The following is a 19,901-nucleotide window of genomic DNA, read 5'->3' as shown; positions in this document are numbered from 1 at the left end:
ATAATGGAATCTAAAGATTTTTTGAAGTATTTTTGCCATAGAAAACCAGAAAGAACATTTAATTATAAAGGACATTACTTTCCAGTATGTGCAAGATGTACTGGAATATATATAACAATGCTTATTTTCTTAATATTAACATGGGAAATTAAATTTAACACAATTACAAGTGCTTTAATTGGGATTATACTAATATTGCCTATGTTTATTGATGGAACCACACAATTAATAGGTATGAGAGAAAGTAATAATAAATTAAGATTCATAACTGGCCTTATTGGAGGAATTGGTTTAGTCATATTAGCCGAATTCATAGGTTTCTTCATTATCTTTTTTATTCGACCTTAGTATGAGTTTTATTATTTTTCTGTCTTTTGTATTTTATTTATAAAATCTTGTTAGTACTTCTAATTATTACAAATAATTAAAGCAATATTTCATTAAAGTAGATAACTATTACTTAAAATTGTTTTTACCATATATATTTGATTATATGTCATTAATTCTGTTATAAAATTTTTTTAATCCTCTATAATTCATTTAATATTATTTATCCCAATTTTATAAATATTCATTAAATAGCTAAATTAAAAAATATTTAAGTATCTTAACTATTAATATTACATATAATATATAATAATAAATAGTTATTATTTAATAAAGTAGGGAATAAAATGAATAAAAAAAATAAATTAAAGATTTTTATCAGCTATACTCATGAGGATGATAAAAAATATGAAATAGTAAAAAATTTTTCTGAAGTAATGTCTCCTTTAATTAATAATGGGGAAATAGAATTATGGAATGATAATAAAATTGTTGATGGTAAAGAGATTTCAATGGGAATCGACAAGAACATTGAGAATACTGATATATTTTGCCTATTCATAACCTCAAAATTTATTAATTCAAAATGCTGTCAAAAAGAAAAAAAAGATGCTCTTAACTTAAAAAAATCTAGAAATGCAATTGTTATTCCAATAATAACTTCTTCATGTGGATGGAAGGAAGATGAAGAATTAACTGATTTAAAAGCTATTCCTAAAGATGGAAATCCAATTTCCAAATATTCCGATGAAAATGAAGCATGGTATCATGTATATAAAAGAATAAAAAAAATAATTAATGAGGAGAATCACATTAGAAATATTGAAATAAGTGATGAATTCAGTGAATTTTTAAATGATGCGGATACTCTTAAAAATACACATACTAAAAAAGGAAAAGTAGTTTTAGATGATATATATGTATATCCTGATTTAACATTACATGAACCTTATGAAGAATACGACAAACAAATAAATCTAAAAGATTTATTAAAGAATTTTTGGGATTATTCTAGAATTTTAATAGCTGGAGACCCTCAATCAGGAAAAACTGCTTTATGTAAAACATTATTCAAATTTTTGTATAAAAATAATTTCCTTCCAGTCTATCTTGAAGGAAATAGTAAAAAATTGGAGAGCAAATTGGATAACTATATAGAAAAATCATTCAATGAACAATATAAAGAAGAAATAGATGAAAAATATAATGAAAGAATCATTCCAATAATTGATAACTTCCATTTAGTAACATACAAAAATAAAACTCTAAAAAAATTATTCAAATATTCTTCAAAAACTATTATTTTTACTGATGATGTATTTAATATAAATATAAAAGATGAACAAATTGTTTCATCATTCACTCGATTTAGAATAAATGAATTTTTACCTTCATTAAGAAGTAAATTAATATATAAGTGGTTAGGATTATCAGATAAAAAAATCAAGAATTATGAGAAAATTGACAACACAAGAAAATTAATAAATGATATTCTGGGTAAAACTATTGGAAATGGTGTAATGCCTTCATACCCTTTTTTCATATTATCCAGCATCATTGCTATTAACAGTCCTGAATTAGGACCTATTACTTCCCAAGGGCATTGTTATCAAGCATTAATTTTTACTTATTTGAATAAAAAAGGAGTTGAAGGCAAGGATATGTGGACTTATATAAACTTTTTACAGTCTTTTGCTTACTATCTTTTTAAAGAGAAAAAGTTAGAGATTTCTACAATTGATTTTGAAACATTTTTTGAGGAATATTTGGAAGAATATAATGTAGAAAAACCTGACGAATTATTGGAAAATTTAGAATCTATAATTGAAAAAGATAGATTGAATAACTATTCTTTTAAATATCCTTATTTCTATTATTATTTTGTTGGACATTATATTTCCGATAGAATTGAGGAAGAGGAGGATATATTATCTGAAATGGACGATATTATGGATAATCTTCATGTAACGGAAAATGCATATATATCAGTTTTTATTTCTCACCATTCCAAAAATGCAAAAATTTTGAAAAAATTAGATGAAATAATGTCAAATCTATTCAAAGATTTTAATGAGTCAACGCTAACTAAAAAAGAAGTAGAATTTTTTGATGAAGAATCCGACATGATAATTGAATCCTCCTTACCATCTTCTGATAGTACTCCGGAAATAGAAAGGGAAAAAAAGGACAAAAATGAAGATAAATTTGAAAAAAGTTATAAAGAAAAAAATGATGATTATGAAGAAATAGATAATACATTAGCTAGAGATTTGAGTAGAACTGTTAAAACAGTGGAAGTTGTAGGGTGTATCATTAAAAATCGGGCAGGTTCATTGAAAAAACCGGATTTGGAGAACATTATTCAAAGAGGAATTAGTGTTTATTTGAGAATATTATCTTCATATTTTAAGCTTATACAAACTAAAAAAGAACAAGATTATATTATTGACCATATTTCATATATCTTAAAGAAAAATATCAAAGAAATTAAGGAGAGTGATGAAAGAGTTAGTGATGAAGACTTGAGAAAAATTGCAAAAATGTATTTTTGGAATCATAATTTTCAAATTTTAACAGGTGTATTCTACAAGATTATCCAATCAATAGGCTCAGATAACTTAATATCAGTAATTAATAAAGTATGTGATGAAATTAATACTCCTGCGGCGTTTATTGTGAAACATGGCATTCTGATGGAATATAAAAAGAATGTTAACATAGGTGAAATTGAGAAAAAAATAATTGAGGATGATTTTTCTATTATTGCATTAAATGCTCTTAAGCTACTTATTGCTAATCATTGCTCACTACATCCAATAGATTATGCAACTATACAAAGATTACATAAAAATCTTAACATGCCTTTAAAAGCAATTTATACAAAAAAAAATTAAATAATATATGAATTATAAACTTTTTTGGTATTAATTTACATTGAATAATTTCACATTATAAATTAAAATTTCAATCAAATTGTAGAAAATGCCCTAATTTAAAAGTTAATATGAAATATAATATTATATAAATTTTTACAAAAACTATTTATTTGAGAACTTATAAAATTATCTTTAAAGGCCTTAATTTCTTCTTAAATTAAGAATGAAAGCAAAAAAAACTCATTCAAGGTAGTCTGCGTAGATGAATACTGTATAAAACAAAAAAATTTATTTTCATAAAGTTACTGTAGTTAATATGGGGGTTTAAATACTTTTTTTTTTAAATATTAATCTTTCTTAATTTTGATTTTTTATAATTTTAGTAGTTTTAATTATATTTTTGCACGATATCTATATTTAACTGTGTTTTTTATAGGTTTTTTCTTCTGTTATATACTAATTATCGCATTCTTTAATGGACTTAGAAGAGGTTATATTTGCTTCTAAATATCTTATATTTTCAATTTATTGATTTAAATTTTGCAATATTCAAAAAAAAACATGTCAGTCTAAGGTACAATTTTTATCACAGCCTGCACATATGTCAGGATTTATGAATCGTTGATTAGTAATATCTAAAACAAGGATATTTAAACTCCCATTATTTTTTAAAGAAACATCTGTGACAATAGGGTCAACATCAGGATATAAGAATATAGTCCACTCCCATCCTGCCATTAAATAGCTTATAACTGGTTGACCTATTTCAGTTTCATTATATTCAGGTATTATCATTCCATTACTTCTGATTTCTGGCTCTAATTTTGAAAAAAATTTATGGGCTATGATTGGAAAAGTTTTATCATCAGTAGAAGGAGATAATACTTTTTTTCTTAATAAATGAATAATATAACTTTTTAAATTTATATAGTTAAATGGAATTGAAGTGGCATAATTTGATTTAATGGTAAGACCAAAAACAAATCGTTGAATTAATTCAAAATTAAGATTTTTTTCTTCTATTCTCCCTTCTTTTTGATTTATAATTTCTTCTTTTTTATTATAGTAATCAGTCAATTTTTTAATATAATTTTCTGATTCTCCCAAATATTGTTCACAGTCTTTACATAGTAGATAATGTTTATTTCCATCTTGTTCCTTGACAAATAATCCTAAAGACTCATAATTCCCTACAATGAATTTACTATTTTTCTCTTTCAGTGGCTTATAGCACCATTTTGGTACAATATGGCTTAATTGAAGTTTTGTTTCTTTTTGGCAAAGGATACATTTTCCTTTTTTACCTCCTTTAATTTTTTTATCATTATTATATTTTTCTCTATATATTCTGTATTTTTCTTTATGTGTTTTGTTTATATGGGGTAAGATGGGAACATTGATTCTATTCATATGCAAATCTTTAATTTCATAATATTTATTTCTGTTTATTTTTTTCATTTTTTTATCTTTTTCGAAATTTATTTTTGATGATTTTTCTGTGAAAGTGTTCCTAAAATACTCCTTTTCGGAACAAAATTTTCCTAATTTTCAATATTTTTCACTAATTTTACATATATATCAGATTTTATATTCCTAAATAAAAATATTTATATATTATAAGGAACAATATTAATATAGATTTTTGGAAAGTATTATTTAAAAGGAGGAACAAAAATTATGATAAATTTAAACAAAGAAGAAGTATCATTATTTCTACATAAAGTAAAAGAAGACCCTAAACACTTTAACAAATATCTATTTTACAAATTACAATATTTTTATGGTAGAAGAAGCCAAGAAATAGCTATATTAAAAGTTAATAATGTTGATTTTGATAAAAGGGAAATAAAGTTTGATTTAGCTAAGAAAAAACAGGATACAATATTAAACTTAACAATACCAGAAGATATATCTAATGAATTAAAGAAAATAATTGAAGATAATAATAAAACAGAAAACGATTACATTTTTATAGATAATGAAAATAAAATTGATGGGTTTAAAAGAAATATGCGAACCTATCTAGAAAGAAATAGTAATAAAATAATAAAAAAACAAACAAACAAAAATATTACATTAAACACACATGATTTTAGAAGGCTTAGGGGTCAACATTTATATTTAGCAGGTAATGATTTAGAAATTATTCAAAGTCTTTATGCACATAATTCTCTTGACCAAACAATTGATTACTTGCAAATTAAAGAGATAGAAGTAAATAAGATGTTAATAGAAGATATGAATTAAATTAATCAAAATTTAACTAAATAGGTGATAATTTGAAAAAGTGGCTTAAAAAATGGTATGTATTATTGATATATTCTGTCGTCATTATTCTTTTTATAATTTTGAATATATGTTTTTCTATAAATGATGAAAAATTTGATTTTAATAATATAATTTCATTGCTTGTGGGATTAATGGCATTATGGGGAGTTATTTACACATCTATGTCTAATAAAGATAATTTATTGTTACAAATAGAGAACAGCAATAATCAATTAAAGTTTCAGTTTAACTCTGAAAATAAACTAAAAGCATTGATAAGTCTTAAAAATCTATTATCTGAACTTTTATCGACAAAACAATCGGATTTATTAGGAGGAATTTCTTCAACTTCTAAAAATACGGTATGGTTTAAAGAAAAACGGCCATTTTATTTACATTATTTGCCTACAAAAATAAGATATAAAATTAATAAAATTAATGATAAAGTAGGTACTGAGTACTGGTGTTCTGAAGATTATTATGCTGACATAAAAGCATTATGTATATACACAAACGAAAAAATTGAAGAAATGGTTGACTTAAAAAAGATTAAATAATTAAGAAAGATATGGAATAAATAAAATAAGGCCCTTCAAAAGAAACAAACATTGGAAAAGTGAATAATATACTACTTTAGCTCTGTTCCATAGGCATTATTAGAAATTTTCTTTGTTTCTAATTGTCTTTTGTTTCATGAAAATTAATGAGCTAATCAATCATGATTTTAAGAAATAAAGCAGCTAAGAAAGATGAGAATAAAATGAGCGTTGAAAAGGTTGGAGGGTAAACTCTTTCCATTTTAATTTCTTTTTATATTTTATACATTTTCACAATCGGATTCATTCTTCTAAAATACATTATTATTTTTCACCACATTAGTTTACAAATATGCAGATTTTTTAATACCCTAATAGACATTGCTAATTATTAAATCGTTATGTTAAAATACTTAGGAAATTATCAGACTTCTGTAACATTTATATAAAATATTTTCATATTAATTCATTATTTACACTAGTTTTTTATCAAACATTTTTTAGTATTAAAATATTTTTAATATATAATAATTATTATTTATCCCGGAGTGTTTATGAAAAGTATTTTTTTAATTTTTGGTTTATTTTTCAAATGACTTTATTGTATGATACTTTTTCATGAATTTTTTACTCTTTTTATATATGGAGTGAATTATTTTATAATAAAGAAACATTTGTAAATTATATTTTTGTAAAATGTTCTAAAACCACATCAATTGTTTTTATACTTTAAAAATTTATTCTTCAAACAAATGAGATTTATATGGAAAAATGTTTATATCATTTTAAAAAAATTTAATAATAATGATAGGGGATTGGCTTAGTGAAACAAAAAGAGTTAAATCAAAATATAAAAAATTTAACATTTATGATTTAACCGAAGATGAAAATAAAAGAGATGAAAATTTAGAAAAATATCTTGCAGAACAAATGTTTATACATTTGGGATATCCAAATAAGATGAAAAGAATATATGGAAATCAAGATTCATCAATGTTGAAAGAACATATTTATGAAAAATACCTGCCTCCAGAAGGAGCTAACCTTAAACAATCTACATGGGCAGAAATAGTTTCAGCAGATATATTAGAAAAAATAAAAAGTCATATTTTGCCAATTTATAAATTAAGATTTCGAGATAAAAATAACATGGCAATGAGGGGAGAAGCAGATATTGTTTCATGTAAAATTGAAGGTGAAAAGCCAACATTAATTTTTACAGAAGTTAAATCAAGAAGGACTTACAAGAAAAAAGTAGGGGTTGAAGCTTATGAAGGAGTTGTTAAAAATAATAAAGAAAATCCAGATATTGTTAATTTTGTATCAAATTGCTTAGAAAGAGAAAATAATTATGAACTCATGGAATTATTTGATAATGCATTGCTTGACCCTAAATCATATAATAAAGATTTTGAGATTTTTATAGTTATTGAAAAGAATGTGTATAAACCAGATATATTGGATGCTTTGGATGAAGAGGATATAAATCTTCCTAATTTAAACTTAAATTTATTATTAATAGACTCTATGAAAGATTTATTTGAGAATACTTATAATCAAGTTGGGAATGTTGCAGAGGATTTTGTTTATGATAAATAAAGAAAATTATTTAAATAATAAAAGAAATCAACTTGAAAAAATACTGCTTGAAGATACTAAACTTTTTAATTTTATTAATCAATTAGTTGCTAAAAGAATTAATGTTGAATTCAATTCGAAATATAGTGAATCATATCTTTGGAGACATGCTCTATTTTTATCTTCAAAAGGCTCTTTTTTACTGAAAAATAATTTTAAAGATGAAATAGGGATTCAATCAGTGAAAACTGCTGCTGAGATTTATGAAAATTTGTATTATACTAGTAAAAAGTATGAAAAAGGGTATTTATTAATATTGGCTAGTTTATGCTATGATATAGCAGGTTATCAGGCAAATGCTAAATGTTTGATAGATAAATATAATGAATTAGGTAGTGATTTAGAGAATTACTATTCTTTTGAAAATGATGAAGAAGATATAATTGGAATATATGAAAATAAAGTGTTAAAAACTATACAATTATTTTTACAGAAAAAAATATTCCTGTTAAATGCTGAAAAAGGTAAAATAGAACATATATATGAAACTAAAAATATCAATTACTATTATTTTTTCGAAGATTTTTTGAAGTCAATAGACTATTTGTCTAAGTTTATTTTAAAAGGTGAAGAAAATAATTATAAAGAATATATTAGTAGAAGCTATGAAAATATTCTTTATTCTGGTAATGTTACATTATCTCATTTATTGAACTTATTTGATGTTAGGCTTTCTTTATTCCAACAAAGAAATATATGGGATGTGTTAAATAAATATGTTGATACTAATAATATCATATGGAATAAATATATAAAGCTTTTAACAATGGATATTTATGGAAAAAATGGTTTGAAACCAATTCAAGAGAGAATATCTCGATTTGAATTTTGGCAATCTCAATTAAAAGCTATTAATACAGGAATACTTTTAGATGAGGATAGTTATATTCTTCAAATGCCAACAAGCGCTGGAAAAACTTTTGTTGCAGAAACCATGATAATAAACTCATTAATAAATAATCCTGATACTAAATGTATTTATATTGCTCCTTTTAAATCATTAGCTTTTGAAGTATATGAAAATTTTTCAAACAATTTGAATAAATTAGGGTTCAATGTATCAAAATCATCAGGAGATTATGAAATAGATGAATATGAATTTCAATGGATGAAAAACGCAGATATATTAATAGCTACTCCTGAGAAAATTGATTTACTATATAGAATAAGACCAGAATTTTTCAAAGATATTTCATTAGTAGTCATAGATGAGGGTCATATAATAGGGAATGATGGTTTAAGGTCATCATTATTTGAATTATTAATTACCAAATTAAAAATTAAGCTTAGAAAAAATATGTTAGAGACTAGATTTTTGTTTATTTCTGCAGTAATGAGTGATGATGATTCCAAAGAATTTTCGGAATGGTTTTCTAATGAAACTCAAAATATATTGTCTTCTCCAAAGATTTTTGGAAAAGAATGGGAGCCGACACGAAAATTAATAGGCTATTTCGAATGGAATAGAAGTCAAACGAAAGGTAGGATAAATTATATTGATAAAGATAATCATAACTTATTTTTACAAAATATAATTGAAAAAAGAAGATATAAATATTATTTTAAGCCAACTAAAGGAACTAGGAATAGAGAATTTCCTTTTTATAATTATAAAGAAAAAAAATTTCATCGAGTGGACACATGTGTAGAATTAGCTTATAAATTTGTTGATGAAGGGAATATATTAATATTTGTTCCAACCACTACTTTAGCTAAAAGCACGGCTAATTCATTTTTAAGATTATTTGAGTATAAAAAATACACTGTTGGAGAAACTATCAAGAAAAATTTCGAAAAAAGACCTTCTGCATCTTTAGAAATGGCAAAATCATGGCTTGGCGAAACACACCCCATTACGGAATGTTTAAAATATGGGATAGGTGTGCATCATGGAAGACTATCAGAACCATTAAGAAATGCAATTGAAAAAGATTTTAGAATGAAAAATTTAGAAGTGCTTATAGCAACTAATACTATTGGGCAAGGATTGAATTTCCCTATAAAAACTTTAATTATTCATTCTCTAGATATTAATAGGAAAACTCGTGAAAAAATAAATGTTCGTGATTTTTGGAATATAGCTGGAAGAGCTGGAAGAGCAAATCATGAAACAGAAGGTCAAATAATCTTTTTGAATTTTAATGACCATGATAAGGGTATTATTGATAGATATACAAATAAAAACAATATAGAATCTGTTAAAAGCCAATTTTTTAGAATAATATATGAATATATTATTAAAGGAAGGCTTTCAGAATATTTTTTGGATTTTGAGAATGAAATAAAGAATCATGTTGAACCATCTTTACTTAATATTTTAGTGGAAGAATCAGTTGAAACGCCTACTGAAGAAATTATAAAAGAAATAATGGGTTTTAGTTTGTTTAATATACAGTTGCCTAATAAATACCGAAATATTGTTAACAAATCTATAACTAAAGTTGGAAAAAATTTTTATGAGCTAGATGACAAGAACCTTAGAAACATTTATTCAAAAACAGGATTACATTTAGAGTCTTGTTTAATAATTTCAAAATTTATCAATGATTATTTTGATGAAATAGGGGATATTTTAAATAATGATGACTATGAAACATTACTAAAGTTTATCTCAAGATTATTTGTAGAAATAGATGAGATGAAAGATGAAAATTTCATTAAAGATGGAAAAATAGCCGAATTATTTGAATTCATAATAAATTGGGTTAATGGTGATGATATAGATAGTTTAAAATCTATTTGGAATGAAATATTTAAGAACGAGGATAATATGCATAAATACATTAATGATTTTCTTAGCTATAGGTATCCATGGGGAATAACATCTTTTTTGCTAATACTTTCATATCATATTGATGAAAAGGCTGAAAAAATATATCAACAATTTAGAACTTTTCCAACAAACATTAAAAACTTATCTTCTTATGTTAAATATGGTCTCAACAACCCTATTGCTTGTATATATAAAAATTTAGGAATAAATAATAGAGAAACTTGCTTGAAATTATTAAGTCTTTATAATAAAGAATTTAATATTGAAAAATTTTTGAAATGGTTTTCTAATATCACCATAGATGATTTAAAAGGCCTAAATCTCACTAATTATGAGATTCAAAATGTTTTAGATACATCACAAAAATTTAACTATGATAATCAGCCTTTGGATTTCAATGAGGAAATAATTTGTGATATTAATGGCATATATTTTAATGAAGAATTTAAAGAAACCTATGAAAAAATAGAAGTAGGGGATTTATTAGAACTTGAAAGAGATTTTGACAATGAATATGATATTAATAGTATAAAATTCAGATACAATAGTGAGTATTTAGGTTTTGTTCCTAGAGAAATTGCAAAATTTGTTTCAGTTGAAATGGATTTAAATGACATATCTTTTGGAGCTATCATATTGGAAAAGCCCTATAATGAAAAGTTTAAAGTCAAAACAGAAATTTTTGTTAAAAAATTTATTATTAATTCTTGAATAATTAAATATTAATCAGGTGGTAATTTTGTGGATATTCCTTATTGGTTAACAATGTGTGGGACATTGAAATAAAATGACAAAATTTTAATGTTAAAAATGGTTAAAAGCTTTAATACAAATTTTAATCTGGAAAATACTTTTATAAAGCGTTTTTAAAGGAATTTAAAGAATGAATAAATTTAAAAATAAAAATTACTGATTTAATATGGGTTGTTCAGGAAAATTTTCAACAAAAAAGAACATTAGCATTAGTTATGAGTTATAAATTTGTATCTGGATAAATAAAGATGATTTATAAATATAAAGATTCAAATGGACAACTATGGATGAAATTAAGATTATCTTGATGGTTTAAAAAGCTATTAATTGAAAAAAGTATAAGTTATGATTTTAGTATTGCATTATTCAAGAAAACATAATTCTTATTTCATATAATCTTTTGAAATATATATAAACAAAAACTCTATAAATAAAATTGATGTTAATTTCAAATTTTTAGTGATATTTAAATATATTAAAAAATGAATAATGGTGTTTTAATGGACACAATAGATAAAAGATTAGAAAATTTAAGTGATGAAGTAAATTTAACTTGTGAAAAAAATGGCTCAAATATTAGATAAATTCTTATCAGCAACTACAAATAGTGTAAGTGATTATTACAAAAATGAAATAAAGCATTTTGTTATTTCATATCCAAATATCACTGAAAAACATGGTAAATCTGGTATAAGTAATTTAAAATTAGAATGTAAAGAAGCATTGAATAACCTGCCTATTATCATTAAAGATAATCTTGATATTGAAAAATTTTGGCCCCATAAAATGTCTATAGAGGAACTTGAAAAATCATATAGAGAAACTTACTCTATACATATTCCTAAATTTATAAATTATTCTAATAATCACAGAAATTATGATATTAACACTGCTTTGACAAATACATTGAATAATCTAAAGGAAATAAGAGAAAAATATGGTTATGTGTCTCACTATGGTACTTCTTATCATTATTTTGGTGAAGAAAGATGTAGTGACATGATGAAAAAATATTACCAAGAATATAAAGAATTCTGTGTTAATTTAAACCAATTAATTTCTGAAATAGTGAAAATAAAAAATGATGATGCTAAATCCAAAGCTGAAGATATTTGGAATGAATCATGATTCAACTTTTAGTAATAATTTTTAATTAATATTTTATATCACTTTTAGGATTTGAGTTAGGTGATACAAAAATATTGCTACAGGAAACTCTAACTACTAAGATTGTTTTTAGAGCATTATTGCTTTTTAACATTAAAGTTTTATTTTTTTCATGCGCATTGTTTGCTATGACCTAAATATTTTAAATATATTAAATTTTTAAATGTTGCCAAAAAGTTTAAATATTATTAATTTAATACTTAAAATAGGAAAGAAAGAACGAAAGTAACTAATTAAGAAATTCGGCAAGAAATATCATGTTACTGTAGCTAAACCAGCTAACGGATTAACCTTAAAACATCATGCTGAAGAAATTCAAAGATTGAAAGAAATGAATGAATAATTTTTATAATCCTCTAAATATAAATTGTATAATAATTATAATTGTATAATAATTATAATATTATAATAATTACGATATTAGTATATTAAACTTTTTAAAATTGTTATTTTCATATAATCCTAGAATTATATATTTTCTTAAATATGGAGGATATAAAAATGATGAGAGGTATAACTGTAAATAATAAGAATGAATTGGAGAGCACTGTGGATAAATATGTCATGAATGGTTATGAACTAGTTTTTATGAATAACCAAGAAGCACTAGTTAGAAAAAAACGATGGACTGCAGGTTGGATAATAGGGATAGCATTAGGTTTGTTATTTTTTCTTGTCATTGGGATTATTTTATTGGTAGTTAGGGCAGTTATGGATGTTGATTCGGTTCAAATTACTGTAGCTAAGTATAATACTAGTAATAATACAAATTATAATGCTAATGATAATAATATTAATAATATAAATAATAATGCTAATGGTAATAATAATAATAATAATAATAATCCTAAAGATGATTCAATTCTCAATAATGATTTAAAAACAAAATTTTGCACAAATTGTGGAGTAAAAATCCCCGAAGATTCAGATTTTTGCCCTAAATGTGGAGCAAATTTACAAGAACCAGAAATGGACAATAAAGAATCTTCTGACCTTAAATAATTATGTTATATTATTTATTTTAATTTTTTTTATATATTATATTTAAAAATTTTATAAAATTTTTAGGAAATAAATATTATTTTTCAAATTTTTAGCTAAAAATAATAAAAACTTCTTAATAGATACTTATTATGAAATTAAAAACAATATAATAAAAAAATAAAATAATAATTAAAATAATTAAAAATAAAATAAAATAAGAGATAATATAATTAAAAATAAAATAATATAATTAAAAATAAAATAAGAAATAATATAATAAAAAATAAAATAAAATAAGAATTTTACTTTATTCTTCTGGAATATTTACCACGAGATTATAATTACTATTTGTTATGTGAGGTTGTGCAAATTCATTGGCTAAAGCTTCTGCATAGATTTTTTCTTCATCATAACCACTTGAAGCTTTTGTCACATTTATCATATAAATATAATAACAATAATCCTGAACATTTTGTGAAACTATTGAATCATACAATGCTTTTTTAATGCTTGATTCAAGAGGAGTTAGCCCAATTACAAAAGCAACTTTTGCATCTGATTTAATATTTCCAAATGCTCCAATTATTTCTACTGTTCCTAAGTCATTAGAACCTAATAACTTTGAACTAACACTACTATTATTTAAATTTCCGCTCTGGTTAAATATTGGAAGATATTTATTAATACTACTTGAAATCGGTACATTTAATGATAGTGAGTTGGGAAGAACTTTATTTTTATTTATATAGTCTCCTACTTTAACTAATCCATACATAATGGTTTGATATTGTATGTTTCCATATTTAGAACTTACATAATTAGGGGATTGTTTATTATTTTCTATAAATGTAGATATTCTTTTACTAATATCATAATACTCCGTTTTTGTAAATATTCTATTTATTGAAGCACCGCTTGGACTAGAAGGATTTTTTATTCCATATTTTACAATTATGTCCCCATTTGATCCTCCATATTTACTACTTATTAATTTTGATATTAGATATAAATATTCCGGGATTGAGTATTTATAGTTGGATATTGTAACATAGTTTGGTAATTTTCCATTTTTTTCAACATAGCTTTTTATTGAAGAAGAAGCTACTAATATACTATTTTGAGATAATTTAGTAGGTTTTACGTTTTCTGAGTTGTTACCTGAATTATTTTGGATATTTGGATTTGTTTGAGTATATTTAGGCATTTTTTTATTAATACTATTAGTGTTTTTTATATTTAATGAAAGATATGATGGTAAACTATTATAAGAATAAGTATAAGCTAATATTCTAGAGAAACCATAAATAGCTGTCTGATATTGTACTTTTCCAAATGAACTAGATGCATATTTTGGAGCAGTATTATATTTATCAATATATGAAAAGATATTTGTTGCTAGGCTATAATATGCTTTTTTAGTTATTTTTTTATTAATTGAGTTTCCTGTTGGGGATGTCGGATCTTTAATTCCATATTTGGCTAAAATATCTGTTTTAATGTTTTTATATTTATAATTTATTGTTTTTGAGAGTAAATACATGAATTCTGGCATTGAATAATTGTAGTTTGAAATTGTTACATAATCAGGCAGTTTCCCATATTTTTCTGTATAAGTTTTAACATATTTAGCACTAATTAATATTTTTGATTGGGATAATGTTTTAGGGCCAGTTATTTGAGCTGTTTTATATTTTGTTTGAGTAATTTCTTTTGATTTATTCATGCTTTCTTTGTTATTAGCAATTAAACTAACTTCACCTGAGTCATTTACAAAATTTGCACTGTTTAAATTGGACTGATCTGAAATAGTATTTTTTTGAGTATCAGTACTACTTTCTGCAAAACTAAAACTACAGGTTAAAAAAACTATCATTGAAAATAATAAAATAATTCTAATATTTTTCATTAATATCTTTTTTATTAACATTTTATTTCCCCTTTTTCATGTTTATTTATTCTTAAATATTATACTTTATTTTTATCTGTTCTATATTTAGTATTTATTAAAATATAAATATTACTAATATTATTAATGAAATATTTTAATTTAAGGATTAATAATTAGATTTTAGTGTTTTTTATTTATTAATAATAAAATATTAATATATTAAGAAGTTGGAATTATAAAAAAGAATAAAATATACTATATAAAAAATTAGTTAATCTATAAAAAAATTTTTATTATTATATACTATGAATAAAAAAATAACTGTCTATTTTACATTATTCTTAAAAAATTATATCCTTTTTAGATTTATATCTTTTTTTAAAGTATACTTATACAAAATTAAAAGAGTTATAATTATTATTGGAACTAATATATCACTATATAATGCATAACCAGTATTTCCAATAGCCATATTTCTAGTTTGGAACATATTTGTAATATGTATATATGCATCTCCAAGATAAAAAATAGAAACCGCTGTTACAGTAGCTGTCCAAAAATTATCTCTTAATTTCAAACATAAAATACCCAAAATTCCATAAGATAAGTTTGCAATTCCAACTTCAAATTGAAATGGACTTCCAGTAGGCCAACCTATCATCTTAGCTATGGTATCCGCCATGAAAATATGCCCAAAAAAGGCAAATAATGATCCAAAACCAACCATTATTACTAAAAACCATAATAAAAATATTTCAAATATTCTATTTTTAGTTTTTTCTTTTTTACTTAAAAATAAATGTATTAAAGCCCCTAATATTGTTAAAATCCAAAAAATATAAATCATTTCCATAGAAATTCCCCTTTATACTTTATCTAATGGAATCTTTGTTTTATATTCTTTAAATATTTGTTGATTTTTAATTATTCTACTTTAATTTAAAATTAATAATGGAATATTAAGAGTATTGAGAGGATTATTCCAACTATTGAAATAGCTATTTGTATGTATCCATGTTTTTTAACAAATTTATCTTTGGATTGTATTAAATAGAATGGTAAAAAGATTCCTATAAAACTAAAAAAGCCATAATTATTAAATAAAATATTTAAGAGAATTCCTCCCCAACTAAATAATATTGTGATTATATAGCTAATTATTATTAATTTTTTATAGTTTAAAATAATGTCTTTTTCTTTTTTTTGGATTAAAGGCATTCCGCAATTAGAACAATAGTTGAAATTTTCTTGGTTTTCACAACCACAATATTTACATATTTTTACCATTTTTATCAAGGAATATATTGTTCATGATAATATAAAATACTTTTTAAAGTTTTTTTAAAGTTTTTTAAAGTTTTTTATTACAAAAGTTTATAGATTATAATAAGTTTATAGATTATAATAATATAATAAGTTTTTGATAAGTGAATGTTAAATATTATAGGTACTTTTCCATGATTTACAATTAAAAAATTTAGATATTAGTAATTAGAAATATTATTAATATAAAAGTGGATATATAGTTATTCTTGCTTTTTTTTTAAAAAATAATTGGAAATAATAAAAATAATTCAAATCATTTTATTTTGAATCATAACTAATTGTGGCATCAATATTATCTCCAATTTTAAATTCTGTCATTTCTCCTTTTACTTTTAATTTTCCATCATTACCGAGGTGTAAAGTTTTTGCCCAAGTTCTTTCTTTTCTAGTTAACATTTGATAACATGTAATAAAGAATAATGGGATTAGATGGAATGAATAAATCCAATATCCAATAACATTAGTTAAAATACTAGGTATTGAAAAGTTGTCACGGTTTAATGAAATAATTACTCCTGGGAAAAAACCAATTGCAGAAATCAGTCCTATAATTAGAGGGGCATTCATTTCAATTATAAAATGATTTTGATAATAATATGAAAAAACATCGATTCCAAGAACAATAAATCCAATGAATATAAACAAATTTAGAATATAGAATGAAATGTGTTCTATAATACCAAATGTTCTTAGTAATGGAAGTTTTGATTTTAAGATATTAGGGGTGTCTATGAATAATGCTTCAAAGTTTCCAATAGCCCATCTTGCTCTTTGTCTAAATAATTGTTTCCAGGTTGGTACAGCTTCTTGATAAACACAGGTTTCTCCACAATACCTAATTTCAAAACCTTTTACCATCATTCGAATACTTAAATTCAAATCTTCAGTTATAGCAAATCCATCCCATCCTCCAAGAGCAGTAATTGCTTCTTTTTTAACAATTTGTCCATTTCCTCCTAAAAATCCAGCTTTACCTAAGATATCCTTCGCCCTAACAATATTCCCAAATAATCCAAATTCTATATTTTGCATTGCTGTGAGGAAATTTTCATCTTTATTATAAATTTTCACTCGTGATTGTACCCCTTTAACATTCTCATCATTTAAATAAGGCATGATTATACTTAAATAATCATCATCTACACGTGCATCAGCATCAAAAACAGCAATAACTTCTCCTTTAGCTATTCTTAATCCATCATTCAGTACATAGCTCTTTCCTTTACCTGATCTTGGAGGAACTCTTGTAATCACTTTTAAATTATCAAATTCCTCTTTAAGTCTACTCAAAACTTCTCCAGTTCTATCTTCTGAACCATCATTAATAACAATAAGTTCAAAATTCTTTTTGCCTTTATAATAATAGTTAACATTTGCAAGAGATCTAACACAATCTTCGATGGTATGTTCTTCATTATGTGCGGGAACCATCATTGTAACAAAAGGAGGTACTTCATAAGGAGTTACTTTTTCTTGTTTTAATAAATTTGCAAGAGCTAAAAATATCATTACACATGAAGGTATGAATAGTAACCATTGCATCCAAGTGAAATTAAAATATAAAAATGAGGTAATTATTAATGTGGAAGAGATTCCAATCATGGCTGCTACACATATTTTTTCGATTAAAAGCTCTTTATTTTTTCTTTTAACATCATTTTCTACTTTTTTAATTTTATTTAAGTCTTCAGCACATTTTTTAATTCCAAAATTAATAACATGTTCTAATTCTGTAGAATCATAAGGTTTTGAGATAAATCCAAAAGGATAAGTCATTATAGCATTTTCTATATTTTTTCCTGTTTCATCGTTGTCTAAATAAATTATTGGTATGTCTAAATATTCAATTTTTTTAGCAGTTTCCACACCATTCATATTTCCTTTTAGATTAATACCTATAAGGATCATATCTGGTTTATATTTTTTAGCTATTTTTATCGCATTTTTTCCAGTGTTAGTTGTATCAATAACATTATGCCCTATATTTTCAATCTTTTGCTTGATATCTAATGAAACAGATTCTTCTTCTACAATCAAAATATTTTTAGAATTTGAATCAATTTTTTGAGGTTTTTCACTTTTTTTGTTTTCTTTATTCCTATAATATCTTTCACTAGCTTTTAAATTTAATTTTTCTGCTGATTTTTTATCTGAATTATCCTCTTGTTTATCTTTTACTACACCCATAGCAAGATTTAATTTTTCTGTTTCAATTTTATGATTATTAATAGCTATTTCAATAGAATTATTAAGCTTTTTTGTATCTATTGGTTTGAAAATAAATCCTAATCCTGAATTTATTGTATCTACACTTAAATTTTTGATATTTTTATTATCAATTAAATCCTGTTTATCAGCTATAAATAACACTGGTAAATCTAATGCTGATAATTTTTGGGATACTTCGATACAATCAATATTTCCTTTAAGGTTAATATCAATTAAAATTAAATCTGGTCTTTTTTCTACAGCGATATCAATTCCCTCATCTCCTGTAGAAACAATTTTAAGTACTTTATAATCTATTGATTCTAATTTATTTTTTAAATCATTTGCAGTAAATTTATCATCTTCGACAATAAGAATGCTTTTACGCATTAATTTCCCCCCTTTATGTCGAATTATAAAATCATGATTATAATATTTTATATAATGTCATTTAACATGGTTAATTATGTATTTAGTTAATCAGGGTAGTTACATAGTGTAACCTAACTGATTTAGTTACATGGTCTAGTCTTAACGAGCTAAATTTACATTAACAGATCTATTCTGCAATTATTCAAGCTAAATAAATATCAAATAATATATAGTGTCCTATCAAGTTAAATAAAATATTAAATAATATTTAAAAGGATTGCTAAATAGCTATATGTAATAAAAAAAGAAAAAATATACAGGCTATCAATTAAATTATTAAAATTAGATTTTAATCAATAATTTCTAAGGCATTGATTATTTAGCATTAACATTAATATTCAAAAAATATAAATAGTATACTTTAATAAATAATATACTTTGTATAATTTGCATCAATGTTGTAAGTTATATATAATATTTTTTTTAGTGAAATAATTTATAAAATTTTATATTGCATGATTTTTATAATCATATATAAATATTTTATATAATATTTTTATTATATCAAATTTTCATTATTATATAATATTGTATGTTATAGTATATAATGTTTTGTATTTTTAGGACATTATAAAAATAATATATATTTGTCATGTTTTAATAATGAATTAATACATAAAAAATGAATGTTATGATATTACTATTAAATTTCTAAATTAAAAATTTAGATTTTTCTTTTTTTATTAAAATTCGTTATGAGGTTATATTTTATTAATAATTCTTAT

The 19,901-nt window shown here is 23.4% G+C and carries 13 protein-coding genes; 8 read left to right on the top strand and 5 right to left on the bottom strand.

Translation table 11 applies throughout. From position 1 onward, the window contains the following. Positions 1–3 precede the first annotated feature (3 nt). Together Q0087_RS09035 and Q0087_RS09030 are read left to right on the top strand one after the other, a co-directional pair. Positions 4–348, top strand: a complete 345-nt coding sequence (locus Q0087_RS09035; protein WP_297899673.1) for a DUF2085 domain-containing protein — start codon at positions 4–6, stop codon at positions 346–348. Between the two features lie 326 nt (positions 349–674). After that, on the top strand, positions 675–3,221 hold the full coding sequence (locus Q0087_RS09030) for a TIR domain-containing protein (protein WP_297899671.1): 2,547 nt from the start codon (positions 675–677) through the stop codon (positions 3,219–3,221). Positions 3,222–3,767: 546 nt separating this feature from the next. Here the strand turns inward: Q0087_RS09030 and Q0087_RS09025 are convergent. After that, positions 3,768–4,661, bottom strand: coding sequence for a hypothetical protein (locus Q0087_RS09025; RefSeq protein ID WP_297899669.1), 894 nt, complete (start codon positions 4,659–4,661; stop codon positions 3,768–3,770). A 219-nt stretch (positions 4,662–4,880) separates the two neighbouring features. On the opposite strand from Q0087_RS09025, the gene Q0087_RS09020 reads away from it, so the two are divergent. From Q0087_RS09020 to Q0087_RS08995, 6 genes are all read left to right on the top strand, one after another. After that, entirely contained in the window at positions 4,881–5,450 is a 570-nt protein-coding gene (locus Q0087_RS09020) for a site-specific integrase (protein ID WP_297899667.1), read from the top strand. Positions 5,451–5,482: 32 nt separating this feature from the next. Then, positions 5,483–6,028, top strand: a complete 546-nt coding sequence (locus Q0087_RS09015; RefSeq protein ID WP_297899665.1) for a hypothetical protein — start codon at positions 5,483–5,485, stop codon at positions 6,026–6,028. 783 nt (positions 6,029–6,811) lie between these two features. Next, positions 6,812–7,606 (top strand): Hachiman antiphage defense system protein HamA, encoded by a 795-nt coding sequence (locus tag Q0087_RS09010; protein WP_297899663.1) that lies wholly within the window; start codon positions 6,812–6,814, stop codon positions 7,604–7,606. Then, positions 7,596–11,129: a DEAD/DEAH box helicase gene (locus tag Q0087_RS09005; RefSeq protein ID WP_297899661.1), complete on the top strand. Its 3,534-nt coding sequence runs from the start codon at positions 7,596–7,598 to the stop codon at positions 11,127–11,129. Before Q0087_RS09010 ends, Q0087_RS09005 begins: the two co-directional genes overlap by 11 nt. Positions 11,130–11,735: 606 nt before the next feature. Next, the gene (locus Q0087_RS09000; RefSeq protein WP_297899659.1) at positions 11,736–12,299 is read left to right on the top strand and encodes a hypothetical protein; all 564 of its coding nucleotides are present in this window, start codon (positions 11,736–11,738) and stop codon (positions 12,297–12,299) included. A gap of 540 nt (positions 12,300–12,839) precedes the next feature. Continuing rightward, a complete protein-coding gene (locus tag Q0087_RS08995) occupies positions 12,840–13,340 on the top strand; it encodes a zinc ribbon domain-containing protein (protein WP_297899657.1) in 501 nt (166 codons plus the stop codon). Positions 13,341–13,629: 289 nt separating this feature from the next. Here Q0087_RS08995 and Q0087_RS08990 read toward each other — a convergent pair whose 3' ends face one another. The 4 genes from Q0087_RS08990 to Q0087_RS08975 form a co-directional block, all read right to left on the bottom strand. Then, positions 13,630–15,249 carry a pseudomurein-binding repeat-containing protein gene (locus tag Q0087_RS08990; RefSeq protein WP_297899655.1) on the bottom strand — a complete coding sequence of 540 codons (1,620 nt, stop codon included), beginning with the start codon at positions 15,247–15,249 and terminating at the stop codon, positions 13,630–13,632. A gap of 310 nt (positions 15,250–15,559) precedes the next feature. Then, positions 15,560–16,063 carry a DUF6790 family protein gene (locus Q0087_RS08985; RefSeq protein ID WP_297899653.1) on the bottom strand — a complete coding sequence of 168 codons (504 nt, stop codon included), beginning with the start codon at positions 16,061–16,063 and terminating at the stop codon, positions 15,560–15,562. Positions 16,064–16,155: 92 nt separating this feature from the next. Further along, complete coding sequence (locus tag Q0087_RS08980) at positions 16,156–16,497, bottom strand: zinc ribbon domain-containing protein (protein WP_297899651.1); 342 nt, start codon at positions 16,495–16,497, stop codon at positions 16,156–16,158. A 297-nt stretch (positions 16,498–16,794) separates the two neighbouring features. Continuing rightward, a complete protein-coding gene (locus Q0087_RS08975; protein WP_297899649.1) occupies positions 16,795–19,134 on the bottom strand; it encodes a glycosyltransferase in 2,340 nt (779 codons plus the stop codon). Between the last annotated feature and the right edge of the window lie 767 nt (positions 19,135–19,901).

The sequence above is a fragment of the uncultured Methanobrevibacter sp. genome, from assembly GCF_937881195.1.
Classification (GTDB): Archaea; Methanobacteriota; Methanobacteria; order Methanobacteriales; family Methanobacteriaceae; genus Methanobinarius.
The sequence above is the reverse complement of the archived record's forward strand: the minus strand, read 5'-3'. Positions and strand labels throughout refer to the sequence as shown.